We start from the raw sequence: 13,145 nt of genomic DNA on the forward strand, positions 1-13,145 counted from the left end.
GTCAAACGCAGAAAGATGCGAGCCTGTTGCGGGGGATAGCGCAGCCGGGCTGAACCCGCGCGGAATGCCGCGTTCATCCGCCATATAGTGTCGGGGGTGGCGATCGCGACGCGCGCCGCGGCGACGGTCGGCGGCGTCACCCGGGTGATCGCCGCCTCAGCCCCCTCGCCCTTGCGGGGGCGAGGGGGGGCGTAGTTCAGGCCGACAGCTTCTGGCTGAACGCGTCGGCGGGCTTGAGCTGGTCGAGACGGTCGGCGTTCATCACCTTGTCCCATGCCTTGACGAAGTCGCGGACCATCTTCTCCTTCGAGTCCGACTGGGCATAGACCTCGGCCTGCGCGCGCAGCTCGGACTGCGAGCCGAAGATCAGGTCGACGCGCGTGGCGGTCCAGGTCGGCGCCTTGGTCCTGCGGTTCATCCCCTGGAAGCGGTTGTTCGACTCGGTCGCGACCCACTCATTCTCCATCGTCAGCAGGTTGACGAAGAAGTCGTTGCTCAGCACGCCGACGCGGTCGGTGAACACGCCCTCCTCGGCGCCGAACGCGTTCGCGCCGAGCACGCGCAGGCCCCCGACCAGCACGGTCATCTCGGGCGCCGACAGCCGCAGCAGCTGCGCCTTGTCGACCAGCGCCTCTTCCGGCGCCATGAAGCAGCCGTCCCAGTAATAGTTGCGGAAGCCGTCGGCGGCGGGCTTGAGCGCCTCGAACGAGTGCGCGTCGGTCCACTCCTCGCTCGCGTCCATGCGGCCGGGCGTGAACGGCACCGCGACGTCGACGCCGCCGTCGCGTGCCGCCTTCTCCACCGCCGCGGTGCCCGCCAGCACGATCAGGTCGGCGATCGACACCTTCTTGCCGCCGGTGGCAGCGGCGTCGAACTCGGCCTTCACCTGCTCCAGTTTCGGCAGCACCTGCGCGAGCAGCGCCGGATCGTTGACGTCCCAGTCCTTCTGCGGCGCGAAACGGATGCGCGCGCCATTGGCGCCGCCGCGCTTGTCCGAGCCGCGGAAGGTCGAGGCCGAGGCCCAGGCGACCGACACCAGCTGCGGCACGGTGAAGCCGAGGTCGAGCAGCTTGGCCTTGAGCTCGGCGATCTCGCCCGCCTCGATCACGGGATGGTCGAGCGCCGGGATCGGGTCCTGCCAGATCAGCACCTCGTCCGGGACGAGCTTGCCGAGGTAGCGCTCGCGCGGCCCCATGTCGCGGTGGGTCAGCTTGAACCAGGCGCGCGCGAAGGCATCGGCGAACTCATCCGGATTCTCGAGAAAGCGGCGCGAAATCTTCTCGTAGATCGGGTCGGCGCGCAGCGCGATATCCGAGGTGAGCATCGTCGGGCGGTGCTTCTTGTTCGGATCGAAGGCGTCGGGCACGTCCTCCGGCGCATCCTTGGCGATCCACTGGTGCGCGCCGGCGGGGCTCTTGGTGAGCTCCCACTCGAAGCCGAACAGATTCTCGAAATAGCGGTTCGACCATTGCGTCGGGGTCTGGCTCCAGGTCACCTCAAGCCCCGAGGTGATCGCGTGCGGGCCGACGCCGCTCTCGAACTTGCTGCGCCAGCCGAGCCCCTGGTCCTCGATCACCGCGCCTTCGGGCTCGACGCCGATGAACGACGGGTCACCCGCGCCGTGCGTCTTGCCGAAGGTGTGGCCGCCCGCGACCAGCGCGACGGTCTCCTCGTCGTTCATCGCCATGCGGCCGAACGTCTCGCGGATGTCGAGTGCCGAGCGCGCCGGGTCGGGGTCGCCGTTCGGGCCCTCGGGGTTGACGTAGATCAGGCCCATCTGCACCGCGCCGAGCCCGGGGTGCAGCTGGCGCTCGCCCGAGTAGCGCTCGTCGCCGAGCCAGGTGCCCTCGGGCCCCCAGAACAGCTCCTCAGGCTCCCAGGTGTCGGCGCGGCCGCCGGCGAAGCCGAAGGTCTTGAACCCCATCGACTCGAGCGCGGCATTGCCGACGAGCACGAACAGGTCCGCCCAGCTCAGCGCGTTGCCGTACTTCTGCTTGATCGGCCACAACAGGCGGCGGCCCTTGTCGAGGCTGGCATTGTCGGGCCAGGAGTTGAGCGGGGCGAAGCGCTGCTGCCCGCCGCCGGCGCCGCCGCGCCCGTCGGTGATGCGATAGGTGCCCGCCGAGTGCCAGGCGAGGCGGATGAACAGGCCGCCGTAGTGGCCGAAATCGGCGGGCCACCAGTCCTGCGAGTCGGTCATCAGCGCCTTGAGATCGGCCATCACCGCGTCGAGGTCGAGCGTGGCGAACGCCGCGGCATAGTCGAAGTCGGCGCCGAGCGGATTGGAGCGCGGCGAATGCTGGTTGAGCGCGGTGAGGCTGAGCCCCTCCGGCCACCATTCGCGATTGCCCTGGCGCTTCGAGCGATTGCCCCCGCCGTGCCCGACGACGGGGCAGCCGCCGCCTACTTCACCCGTCTTCGCGTCCATGCTCGCTCTCCTCAGCATCGTGGCCCGCGCGCTCGTGCGCCGCGGTACGCCACCGTCAACGAGGGGATAGGCCGTTCCGATGACGTGAGTAAAATCGATTAAAGGCGTAGCTTTGAGGGAGTGGGTCGATCAATGCGTCGCTTTTCCCGCTGCCCTGTCCATCGCGTGCGACCGGATAATCTGCCGACAGCTCACGCACTGCCGTCATCCCGGGCCTGACCCGGGGCCATTGGTGCGGACCCAAAAGGCAGCTTGCTCTTCATAACCCTCATCATCACCGTCATCCCGGCCTCGTGCCGGGATCCATGGTGCCGCGAGAGCAACGCGCGCGGCTCTCGCGGCACCATGGATCCCGGGTCAAGCCCGGGATGACGGCACAGGTTTTGCACCGCGGTTGAGGGGACTGTACGGATCGTCCGTTGCCGATAGCCTTCCCGGCACCGGGAGGATCTTGTGCCCCCGCAGCCCATTGCATCCCCCGCGGCTTGCCGTCACCACGCGCGGCATGACCGCGCTTCCGCCCCCGCCCGCCGACCTGCTCGACGGCGCCAGCCTGTTCCTCGACTTCGACGGCACTTTGGTCGACATCGCCGACACCCCTGACGCGGTCGCGGTCGCGGCGCATGTCCCCAGTCTCCTCGCGCGCCTCATCGACGCGCTCGACGGTCGCGTCGCGATCGTCAGCGGGCGGCCGGTGGCGGAGGTGCGCGCGCTGCTCGCCCCGGCGCTGCTCACCGTCGCGGGCAGCCACGGGCTGGAGATCGCGGGCGCCGACGGCGGCTGCTACGCCCCCGAGCGCCCACCCGCGCTCGACCAGGCGCTCGCCGCCGCGCGCGACCTCGCCGCGCACCATCCCGGCGTGCTGATCGAGGACAAGCCCTTCGGCGTCGGCCTCCACTATCGTCAGGCCCCCGAGGCCGAGCCGGCGGTGACCGCGCTCGCCGACGAGCTCGCCGCGACGCACGACCTCAAGGTGCAGCACGGCAAGATGGTGGCCGAGCTGCGCCTGCGCGGGCGCGACAAGGGCAGCGCGGTCGACCTGCTGATGGCGGAACCCGCGCGGCGCCACACGCGTCCTGTGTTCATGGGGGACGACGTGACCGACGAGGCGGGCTTCGCCGCCGCGCGCGCCCTGGGCGGCGCGGGCGTGCTGGTGGGCCCCGCGCGCGACACCGCCGCCGCCTATCGGCTCGACGACGTCGCCGCCGCGCTCGCCTGGCTCGCCGCCGCCTGCCCCTCCCCTCACCCGACGGAGACGTGATGACCAACCTCGACCTGTGGCCGATCGGCAATTGCCAGGTGAGCGCGCTGGTGGACCGGCAGGGGCGCTTCGTCTGGGGCTGCGTGCCGCGCGTCGACGGTGACCCGCTCTTCTCCGCGCTGCTCGGCGGCGAGGCGCCCGACAGCGGCTATTGGGGCATCGAGATCGAGGACAGCGTCTCGGTCGAGCAGGAATATATCCGCAACACCCCGATCCTGGTCACGCGCCACATGGACAGCCACGGCGGGGCGATCGAGGTGATCGACTTCTGCCCGCGGTTCGCGCGCGAGGGGCGGACCTATCGCCCGGTCGGCTACGCGCGGATCATCCGCCCGGTCGCGGGCAGCCCGCGCGTGCGGGTCAAGCTGCGCCCCACCTGCGGCTGGGGCGGCGGCTGCCGCGAGCAGATCGGCGGCTCCAACCACCTGCGGCTGCTGCTCGACACGATCGCGCTGCGGCTCACCACCACCGCGCCGATCGCGATGGTGCAGGGCGAGCACGCCTTCCGGGTGGAGCGCCCGCTCCACTTCTTCCTCGGGCCGGACGAGAGCTTCCAGGGCGACCTCGCCAGCACCGTCGACCTGATGCTCTACCGCACCACGCAGGAGTGGCAGGGCTGGGTGCGCGGGCTCGCCGTGCCGCTGGAGTGGCAGGAGACGGTGATCCGCTGCGCGATCACGCTCAAGCTCTGCCAGCACGAGGAGACCGGCGCGATCGTCGCGGCGCTGACCACCTCGGTCCCCGAGCACGCGAACTCGCAGCGCAACTGGGACTATCGCTACTGCTGGATCCGCGACGCTTATTACACCGTCCAGGCGCTCAACCGGCTCGGCGCGCTCGACGTGCTGGAGGGCTATCTCGGCTACCTGCGCAACATCGTCGACGCCGCGCGCGGCGGGCACATCCAGCCGCTGTACGGCGTGCTCGGCGAGCCCGAGCTGCCGGAGCGGATCGAGCAGCAGCTCGCCGGCTATCGCGGCATGGGGCCGGTGCGCGTCGGCAACCAGGCGGCCGAGCAGATCCAGCACGACGCCTATGGCCAGATCGTGCTGTGCTCGGTCCACGCCTTCTTCGACCATCGCCTGTTCCGGCTGAGCGGCGTCGAGGATTTCGAGGCGCTGGAGCGCGTCGGCGAGCGCGCCTGGGCCTATTACGACCAGCCCGACGCGGGGCTGTGGGAGCTGCGCACGCGCCAGAGCGTCCACACGTATTCCAGCGCGATGTGCTGGGCGGCGTGCGACCGGCTCGCCAACGCCGCCGAGCGGCTCCGCCTCCCTGAGCGCGAGGCGGTCTGGGCCGAGCGCGCGCAGGTGATCCGCGACCGGATCGAGAGCGCGGCGTGGCGCGAGGAAACGCGGCGCATGTCCGCCACCTTCGCGGGCGACGACCTCGACGCCAGCGTGCTCCAGCTGCTCGACCTGCGCTTCCTCGAGGCGGACGATCCCCGCTTCCTCGACACGCTCTCCGCGATCGAGACCGGCCTGCGGCGCGGCTCGACCATGTTGCGCTACGACACCGAGGACGATTTCGGCCTGCCCGAGACCGCCTTCAACGTCTGTACCTTCTGGCTGATCGAGGCGCTGTACCTCACCGGTCGCAGCGACGAGGCGCGCGCCCTGTTCGAGGAGATGCTGACCCGCTGCACCGCGGCCGGGCTGCTCTCCGAGGACATCGATCCCCATAGTGGGGAACTGTGGGGCAACTATCCGCAGACCTATTCGCTGGTCGGCATGATCAACTGCGCCGCCATGCTGAGCAAACCGTGGAGTAGTATCCGTTGAGCCGACTGATCGTCATCTCGAACCGTGTCACCGCGCCCAAGGGCTCGACCTCGGGGGCGCAGGGCGGGCTGGCGGTGGCGATGGCGGCGGCGCTGCGCGACCGCGGCGGCTTGTGGTTCGGCTGGTCGGGCGAGCAGACCGAGCACTTTAACGGCCACATCAACTTTCAGCGCAACCAGGGCGTGACCACCGCGACGGTCGACCTGGAGGAGCAGGACGTCCAGGAATATTACGACGGCTACGCCAATCGCACGTTGTGGCCGCTGTTCCACTATCGCATCGACCTGGCCGAATATGAGCGCGAGTTCGCCGGCGGCTACCAGCGCACCAACCAGCGCTTCGCCGACACCGTCCGCCCGCTGATCGAGCCCGACGACCTGGTGTGGATCCAGGACTATCACATGTTCCCGCTCGGCGCCGAGCTGCGCCAGCGCGGCTGCCGGAACAAGATCGGCTTCTTTCTCCATATCCCGTGGCCACCGCGCCGGCTGCTCGGCACCCTGCCCAACGCGCAGGAGCTGGTCGAGACCTTGTTCGCCTATGACCTGATCGGCTTCCACACCGCCGAGTGGCTCGACTCGTTCCGCGACTTCGCGATCCAGGACATGGGCGCCACCGTCGACGAGCATGGCGTGGCGCGGCTGGGCGACCGCTCGGTGCAGCTCATCGCCTGCCCGATCGGCATCGACGCCGCCGAGTTCGCCGAGATGTCGCGCGGGGTCGCGGCGCGGCTGGCGCATCGCCGCATGCGCGACAGCGCGACCGGGCGCGACATGATCGTCGGCGTCGACCGGCTCGATTATTCCAAGGGGCTGGAGGAGCGATTCCTCGGTTACGAACGCTTCCTGATCGAGCACCCCGAGGAGCGCAAGGAAGTGTTCCTGCTCCAGATCGCGCCGCCCAGCCGCGTCTCGGTGGAGAGCTATCAGCGCATCCGCACCTCGCTCGAGCAGATCTCGGGGCGGATCAACGGCGAGTACGCCGACGTCGACTGGGTGCCGATCCGCTACGTCAACCAGGGCTATCCGCGCGACCAGCTCGCCGGCATCTACCGCGCCGCCAAGATCGGGCTGGTGACCCCGTTGCGCGACGGCATGAACCTGGTGGCCAAGGAATATGTCGCCGCGCAGGACCCGGAGGATCCGGGCGTGCTGGTGCTGTCGCGCTTCGCCGGATCGGCCGAGCAGATGCCCGAGGCGCTGCTGGTCAACCCGTATAGCGCGGAGGAAGTGTCCGACGCGATCTGGCAGGCGCTGCGCATGCCGCGCGACGAGCGCGTGCGCCGCTGGGAGGCGCTGATGGCGGGCGTCCAGTCGCAGGACGTGACCTGGTGGGCGAGCGAGTTCCTCGGCGCGCTGGAGCGGGTCGAGGTGCGGGAGCGGGCGGAGTAAAGGCTGAGCCATCCGGGCCGACCCGTGCTCCCGCATTCGCCGGAGCGCGCTGCCGCTTCAGAGAAGCGGGATGAGGCCCTGGCGCGGTCGTCCGCCCTCGCCAACGCGGGTCAGGCCCGCCGCCGCCCGAAGAGCCGCCGCGCTAGGATAGACGGGCGAATCGCGAAGAGGGACGGATCAGGGTGCGCAACTGGATCTGGGGCCGTCGGCGCCGATCGACCGCCGAACTCTATTTCGATATCTCGCCCGAAGCGATCTACGTCATCCAGGACGGGCATTACGTCGATTGCAATCCGGCGACGTTGCGGCTCTTCGGGCGCACGCGCGACGAGTTCGTCGGTCGCCCGCTGGGGCTCACCTCGCCGGAGGTGCAGGACAATGGCGTGCCGACCCGCGTCGCGGTCGCGGCGCTGATCAAGGAGGCGGAGCGCGCGGGCGTCGCGCGTATGCCGTTCCGCGGGCTGCGCAAGGACGGGACGCGCTTCCCCGCTTTGGTGTCGATGTTCCTGGCGCCGCGCAACGGGCGCCCGGCGGTGATCACCACCTGTATCGACATCAGCGAGATCGACGGACTGGTCAGCGCGATCACCGACGGGCTCGCGCGGCTGGCGAGCGGCGATCTCAGCCAGCCGATCGGAACCGCTCTGTCGGACCGCTATGAACCGGTGCGCATCGCCTACAACCAGGTGCTGGCCGACCTGCGCGCGATCGTCGAGGGGGTCGGCGAACGCGTCGGCGCGATCGACATGGACACCGGCGCGATCCGGCGCGCGGCCGAGGCGCTGGCGGCGCGGACCGAGCGCCAGGCCGCCGCGCTGGAGCAGAGCGCCGCCGCGTTGGAGGAACTGACCCGCGACGTCGCCGCGGCCGCCGCCGATGGCGCGCGCGCCGATCAGCTCGCCGCCGACGCGAGCGCGGCCGCCACCGCGAGCGGCGACGTCGCCCAGCGCGCCATCGCGGCGATGGAGGGGATCGAGCGCAGCGGCAGCGAGATCGGCGAGATCATCAGCCTGATCGACGGCATCGCCTTTCAGACCAACCTGCTCGCGCTCAACGCGGGAGTCGAGGCGGCGCGCGCGGGTGACGCCGGTCGCGGCTTCGCGGTGGTGGCGCAGGAGGTCCGCGCGCTGGCGCAGCGCTCCGCCGATGCCGCGCGCGAGGTGAAGGCGCGCGTCACCGCGGCCGGCGGCGAGATCGACGCCGGGGTGCGGCTGGTCGGCGAGACCGACGCGGCGCTGCGCCACATCCTGGCGCGCGTCAGCGACGCGCGCGGCCTGGTCGCGCGCGTCGCCGACAGCGGGCGCAAGCAGGCGGCGGGGCTCGGGCAGGTCAATGCCGCGATCAGCGAGATGAGCCGGATGACGCAGGAGAATGCCGCGATGGCGCAGCAGACCAACGCCGCCTCGCTCGGCCTGACCGAGCGCGCCCGCGAACTCGGCGACCAGATCGCGCGCTTTCGGCTCGAGCGCGATGCCGGCCCATCCGCGCCGCGCACCGCGACGCTCACCCGACAGGGGAGCTAGGCCGATCCATCGACGCCGACGCCCCTTCGGCGCTGCCCTCCACCATCACCCGCCGCCGCAGCAGCGCCTCGGGCATCTCGGCGCGGATGAAGGCCAGCAACGCCTCGCGCACGTCGCAGCGCAGGTCGAAGGCGGTGGACGCATCGCGCGCCGTCATCAGCCCGCGCAGCTCGATCGAGCCGTCCGCCTTGGTGTCGGTCACCTGCAGGTTCCAGAAGCGCTTGTCCCAGCGCGGGTTGGCCGTGACGATCTCGCCGAGCTTGGCGCGCAGCCGCTCCACGTCCACCGCCGGGTCGAGATACCAGAACACGCTGCCGAGCAAGGCGCTCGACTGGCGCGTCCAGTTCTGGAAGCTCTGCTCGAGGAACTTGGAGACGGGGACCACCAGGCGGCGCTCGTCCCAGATCTTGACGACCACATAGGTCAGCCGGATCTCCTCGATCCGCCCCCATTCGCCGTCGATGATGACGACGTCGTCGATGCGGATCGGCTCGGTGAAGATCATCTGGAAGCCAGCGATCAGGTTCTTCAGCGCGGGCTGTGCCGCGGCGCCCACGGCGAGGCCGGCGAGACCCGCCGAGGCCGCCAACGTCACCCCCAGGCTGCGCACGCTGGGGATCGTCATCAGCATCGTGCACACCGTCACCAGCAGCACCACCGAGACGATGATCTGGCGCAGGATGCCGAGCCGGGTGCGGCGCCGCCGCGCGCGCAGATTGTCCTCCACGCTGATGTCGGCGTGGCGCATCATCACGTCGATCACCGTCCCGATCGCGACGATCGCGCACCAGCCCATCAGCCCGGGCACCAGCAGCGCCGCGGCGCGCGCCCACAGGGTCGCGGCGCCGCGCGTCAGGTCGAGCGCCGGCTGTACCGCCGCGAGCGCGATCGCGATCAGCAGCCAGCGCAGCAGCTTGCGCACGCGCTCGACGAAGACCGCGGCGGTGCTGTCGGGTCGCGCGCGGGTGGCACGGCGCGCCACCCAGATGATCACGCGGTGCAGCACCACCGCCAGCGCCACCGCGGCGACGATGTAGATCGCGCCGAGCAGCCACTCGGGCATCTCGCGCGCCCATCGGTGCACGGTACGGGTCAGCGCGGCCATCGTTGCTCCTCGGGGTCGCGTGGGTGATCCGGGGGCGTAACGAGGGCGCACCGGCGGGCGTTCCCTTGTCGGCCCGGAGCAAGCGTGGCGGGGGGTGTTGCCCCCGCCGTGGCCCGCCGTGCATCGCCGTGCCCCGCCGTGGCTGCCGTCGCGGCGGCGACCGCTGCCCCCCGCCTGGCGTCATCCTGAACTCGTTTCAGGATCCACGGGTCCGGACCCAAAAGGCGGCTTAGTCTTTCATTACCGTCATCCCGGCCTCGCGCCGGGATCCATGGTGCCGCGAGAGTAACGCCGGCGGCTCTCGCGGCACCATGGATCCCGGGTCAAGGCTCTCCTGAGCTTGTCGAAGGGCCCGGGATGACGGGGGCAAGCAGCTTTCGCGACAATAAACCTTTATGGGTCCGGATCCACCGATCCGCAGGCGCCGCGCCGATGGGGTGCGCGGCGGCGTGGATCCTGAGACAAGCTCAGGATGACGCCAGCTTCGCGGGGGAGGGGGGCGAGAGGGGGCGGATTCCGCCGGAACGTGGCACCCATCCGAGCCGCACGTTGACCCGACCTAGTCTCACCTGATATCGTCTCCATCGTTACCATTGCGAGGCCGACCATGCAGCATATCGACGTCAATCCGATGGGGCTCGACGGCTTCGAGTTCTGCGAGTTCACCGCGCCCGACGCCGACGCGCTGGCGGCGCAGTTCGAGGCGCTCGGCTTCGTCGCCACCGCGACTCATCCCACGCGCGCGCTCACCCGCTACCAGCAGGGCCGCATCAACCTGCTCATCAACCGCGAGGAAAGCGGCCATGCCGCGGACTTCCGCGCCGCGCACGGCCCGTCGGCCAGCGCGATGGCGTTCCGGGTCCAGGACGCACGCGCCGCCTATGACGCCGCGATCGCGCGCGGCGCCAAGCCCGCGCCGGCGGGCCAGGCGCTCGACGATATCCCCGCGCTCGAGGGGATCGGCGGCTCGCTGCTCTATCTCGTCGACCGCCACGGCGCGGCGGGATCGATCTACGACGGCTGGGACGCGGTGCCCGGCGCGGCCGAGGCGATGGCGGCGAACGACGTCGGGCTCGACCTGCTCGACCATCTCACCCACAATGTCCGGCGCGGGCAGATGCGCGTGTGGGCCGAGTTCTACGGCCAGATCTTCGGCTTCGAGGAGCAGAAGTATTTCGACATCAAGGGCAAGGCCACGGGTTTGTTCAGCCAGGCGATGATCGCGCCCGACCGCGCGATCCGCATCCCGCTCAACGAGAGCCAGGACGACAAGAGCCAGATCGAGGAGTTCATCCGCGACTATAATGGCGAGGGCATCCAGCATCTCGCGCTCACCACCGACGACATCTACGCCACGGTGGAGAAACTGCGCGCGCGCGGCGTGAAACTGCAGGACACGATCGAGACCTATTACGAGCTGGTCGACCAGCGCGTGCCCAACCACGGCGAGGACCTCGAGCGGCTGCGCCGGAACCGCATCCTGATCGACGGCAATGTCGGTGAGGAGGGGCTGCTGCTCCAGATCTTCACCGAGACGATGGTGGGGCCGATCTTCTTCGAGATCATCCAGCGCAAGGGCAATGAGGGGTTCGGCAACGGCAACTTCCAGGCGCTGTACGAGTCGATCGAGCTCGACCAGATCCGCCGCGGGGTCATCACCGTCGACGCGTGACGGCGCGCGGCGGGTGACAGGCGGAAGGCGGCAGGCGAGTACCAGACAAGCCTCGTATAGTGTCGCCGCCGCCCCCCCTCTCCGTCATGCCCGCGCAGGCGGGGATCCAGACGCGCTGATGCCGCGCTTCTTGCACCGACGTCAGCGTTCATGGATCCCCGCCTGCGCGGGGATGACGAAGGAGGGGAAGTCACGGCGGAAAGCGGGCGTTGAGTGGTAGAGTTGCGGACGAAGCGGATGACCGAGTTGCACGCCGTGGCAAACGATCGACCCAACCTTTCCCGTGGCACCATCGAGAGGAGCGGTGCATGAGCGACTATATCCCCGGCTTCGGCAACCACGTCTCCACCGAGGCGGTGCCCGGCGCGCTGCCGATCGGGCGCAACTCGCCGCAGCGGCCCGCCTTCGGCCTCTACGCCGAGCAGCTCTCGGGCACCGCCTTCACCGCGCCGCGCCACGAGAACCGCCGCGCCTGGCTCTACCGGCTGCGCCCCACCGCCGAGCATCCGCCCTACCAGCGCTACCACGGCGCACCGCGGCTCGCGCCCGGCACCGACCCCGCGCCGCTCGCGCCCAACCGGCTGCGCTGGGACCCGCTCGCCGCGCCCGACGCGCCGACCGACCTGATCGACGGCATGGTCACGATGCTCGCCAATCGCGACCCGGCCGAGCTGAAGGGCGTCGCGCTCCACGTCTATGCCGCCAATCGCGACATGACCGACCGCGTCTTCATGGACTCGGACGGCGAGCTGCTGTTCATCCCCCAGGCGGGACGGCTGCGGCTCGACACCGAGCTGGGGCGGATCGAGGTCGCGCCCGGCCAGATCGCGCTGGTGCCGCGCGGGGTGCGCTTCCGCGCCGCCCTCCCGGACGGCAGCGCCAGCGGCTATGTCGCGGAGAATCACGGCGCCCTGTTCCGCCTGCCCGATCTCGGCCCGATCGGCGCCAACGGCCTCGCCAACCCGCGCGACGTCGAGACGCCGGTGGCGCGCTACGAGGATGAGGACCGGCCGACCGAGGTGATCCAGAAGTTCCTCGGCACCTTGTGGACCACCACGCTGGATCACAGCCCGCTCGACGTGGTGGCGTGGCACGGCAATCTCGCGCCGTGGCGCTATGATCTCGGGCGCTTCATGACGATCAACACGGTCAGTTTCGACCATCCCGACCCGTCGATCTTTACCGTGCTGACCAGTCCGAGCGACGTGCCCGGGCGGGCCAACGCCGATTTCGTGATCTTCCCGCCGCGCTGGATGGTGGCGGAGGACACGTTCCGCCCGCCCTGGTTCCACCGCAACGTGATGAGCGAGGCGATGGGGCTGATCACCGGCGCCTATGACGCCAAGGCCGAGGGCTTCCGCCCCGGCGGTCTGTCGCTCCACAATATGATGGCGGGACACGGGCCGGATCTGGCGAGCTGGCGCGGCGCGTCCGAGGCCGAGCTGAGGCCGCACAAGATCGAGGGGACGATGGCCTTCATGCTCGAGAGCTGCTGGCCCTATCGTCCCACCGCGCACGCGCTGGCGCACGCGCAGCTCGACTATGACGCGGTGTGGAAGGACTTCCCCAAGGCGCAGGTGCCGCCGCGGCCGTGAGCGAGGAGAGCGCGGCGGGCGCGCGCGTCACCGCGACGCCCGCGGGGGTGGCGCTGGCGCCACTCGACACGATCGCCGACGGCGCCGCGCGCAACTTCGTGCTCCAGCTTCGCGCGGGGCGGTTCCACGGCTTCGTCGTGCGACGGGGCGACTCGGTGTTCGGTTATGTCGACCGCTGCCCGCACGCCGGGCTGCCGCTGGCGCAGATGCTCGACGATTATGTCGCGGCCGGTCATGTCCGCTGTTCGTGGCACGGCGCGCTGTTCCGCGTCGAGGACGGCACCTGCGTCGCGGGACCGTGCGTCGGCGCGTCGCTCGCCGTCTGGCCGGTGACGGTGCGCGACGGGACGATCGTCACCGCCTGACCGTGTCCTTCGCGCCCCGCGCCG

At 70.3% G+C, this 13,145-nt stretch carries 9 protein-coding genes; 7 read left to right on the forward strand and 2 right to left on the reverse strand.

Annotated features, from left to right (window positions below; genetic code table 11):
* Positions 1 to 196 precede the first annotated feature (196 nt).
* A complete protein-coding gene (katG, locus tag EV292_RS08050; protein ID WP_132908672.1) occupies positions 197 to 2,428 on the reverse strand; it encodes a catalase/peroxidase HPI in 2,232 nt (743 codons plus the stop codon).
* A 505-nt stretch (positions 2,429 to 2,933) separates the two neighbouring features.
* On the opposite strand from katG, the gene otsB reads away from it, so the two are divergent.
* The 4 genes from otsB (at position 2,934) to EV292_RS08070 (ending at position 8,384) form a co-directional block, all read left to right on the forward strand.
* On the forward strand, positions 2,934 to 3,689 hold the full coding sequence (gene otsB, locus EV292_RS08055; protein WP_132908673.1) for a trehalose-phosphatase: 756 nt from the start codon (positions 2,934 to 2,936) through the stop codon (positions 3,687 to 3,689).
* Entirely contained in the window at positions 3,689 to 5,470 is a 1,782-nt protein-coding gene (locus tag EV292_RS08060) for a glycoside hydrolase family 15 protein (protein WP_132908674.1), read from the forward strand. Before otsB ends, EV292_RS08060 begins: the two co-directional genes overlap by 1 nt.
* Positions 5,467 to 6,861: a trehalose-6-phosphate synthase gene (locus tag EV292_RS08065; RefSeq protein WP_132908675.1), complete on the forward strand. Its 1,395-nt coding sequence runs from the start codon at positions 5,467 to 5,469 to the stop codon at positions 6,859 to 6,861. Before EV292_RS08060 ends, EV292_RS08065 begins: the two co-directional genes overlap by 4 nt.
* A gap of 182 nt (positions 6,862 to 7,043) precedes the next feature.
* Positions 7,044 to 8,384 carry a methyl-accepting chemotaxis protein gene (locus EV292_RS08070; RefSeq protein ID WP_132908676.1) on the forward strand — a complete coding sequence of 447 codons (1,341 nt, stop codon included), beginning with the start codon at positions 7,044 to 7,046 and terminating at the stop codon, positions 8,382 to 8,384.
* Here the strand turns inward: EV292_RS08070 and EV292_RS08075 are convergent.
* On the reverse strand, positions 8,365 to 9,447 hold the full coding sequence (locus EV292_RS08075; RefSeq protein ID WP_132908872.1) for a mechanosensitive ion channel domain-containing protein: 1,083 nt from the start codon (positions 9,445 to 9,447) through the stop codon (positions 8,365 to 8,367). The genes EV292_RS08070 and EV292_RS08075 overlap by 20 nt on opposite strands.
* 649 nt (positions 9,448 to 10,096) lie before the next feature.
* Here EV292_RS08075 and hppD point away from each other — a divergent pair.
* The 3 genes from hppD to EV292_RS08095 all read left to right on the forward strand — a co-directional run bounded on the left by hppD (position 10,097) and on the right by EV292_RS08095 (position 13,121).
* Positions 10,097 to 11,161: a 4-hydroxyphenylpyruvate dioxygenase gene (gene hppD / locus EV292_RS08080; protein ID WP_132908677.1), complete on the forward strand. Its 1,065-nt coding sequence runs from the start codon at positions 10,097 to 10,099 to the stop codon at positions 11,159 to 11,161.
* A 308-nt stretch (positions 11,162 to 11,469) separates the two neighbouring features.
* Positions 11,470 to 12,756 carry a homogentisate 1,2-dioxygenase gene (hmgA, locus tag EV292_RS08090; protein ID WP_132908679.1) on the forward strand — a complete coding sequence of 429 codons (1,287 nt, stop codon included), beginning with the start codon at positions 11,470 to 11,472 and terminating at the stop codon, positions 12,754 to 12,756.
* Positions 12,753 to 13,121 carry a Rieske (2Fe-2S) protein gene (locus EV292_RS08095; protein WP_132908680.1) on the forward strand — a complete coding sequence of 123 codons (369 nt, stop codon included), beginning with the start codon at positions 12,753 to 12,755 and terminating at the stop codon, positions 13,119 to 13,121. The genes hmgA and EV292_RS08095 overlap by 4 nt, the downstream gene beginning before the upstream one ends.
* The last annotated feature ends 24 nt before the right edge of the window (positions 13,122 to 13,145 follow it).

The sequence above is a fragment of the Sphingomonas sp. BK235 genome, assembly GCF_004345855.1.
GTDB lineage: Bacteria > Pseudomonadota > Alphaproteobacteria > Sphingomonadales > Sphingomonadaceae > Sphingomonas.

What these genes read in the sequence shown, in the direction of transcription:
- hmgA (WP_132908679.1), top strand. Translation starts at nt 11,470, where the DNA reads ATGAGCGACTATATCCCCGGCTTCGGCAACCACGTCTCCACCGAGGCG.
- otsB (WP_132908673.1), top strand. Translation starts at nt 2,934, where the DNA reads ATGACCGCGCTTCCGCCCCCGCCCGCCGACCTGCTCGACGGCGCCAGC.
- EV292_RS08075 (WP_132908872.1), bottom strand. Translation starts at nt 9,447, where the DNA reads ATGCCCGAGTGGCTGCTCGGCGCGATCTACATCGTCGCCGCGGTGGCG.
- EV292_RS08060 (WP_132908674.1), top strand. Translation starts at nt 3,689, where the DNA reads ATGACCAACCTCGACCTGTGGCCGATCGGCAATTGCCAGGTGAGCGCG.
- hppD (WP_132908677.1), top strand. Translation starts at nt 10,097, where the DNA reads ATGCAGCATATCGACGTCAATCCGATGGGGCTCGACGGCTTCGAGTTC.
- katG (WP_132908672.1), bottom strand. Translation starts at nt 2,428, where the DNA reads ATGGACGCGAAGACGGGTGAAGTAGGCGGCGGCTGCCCCGTCGTCGGG.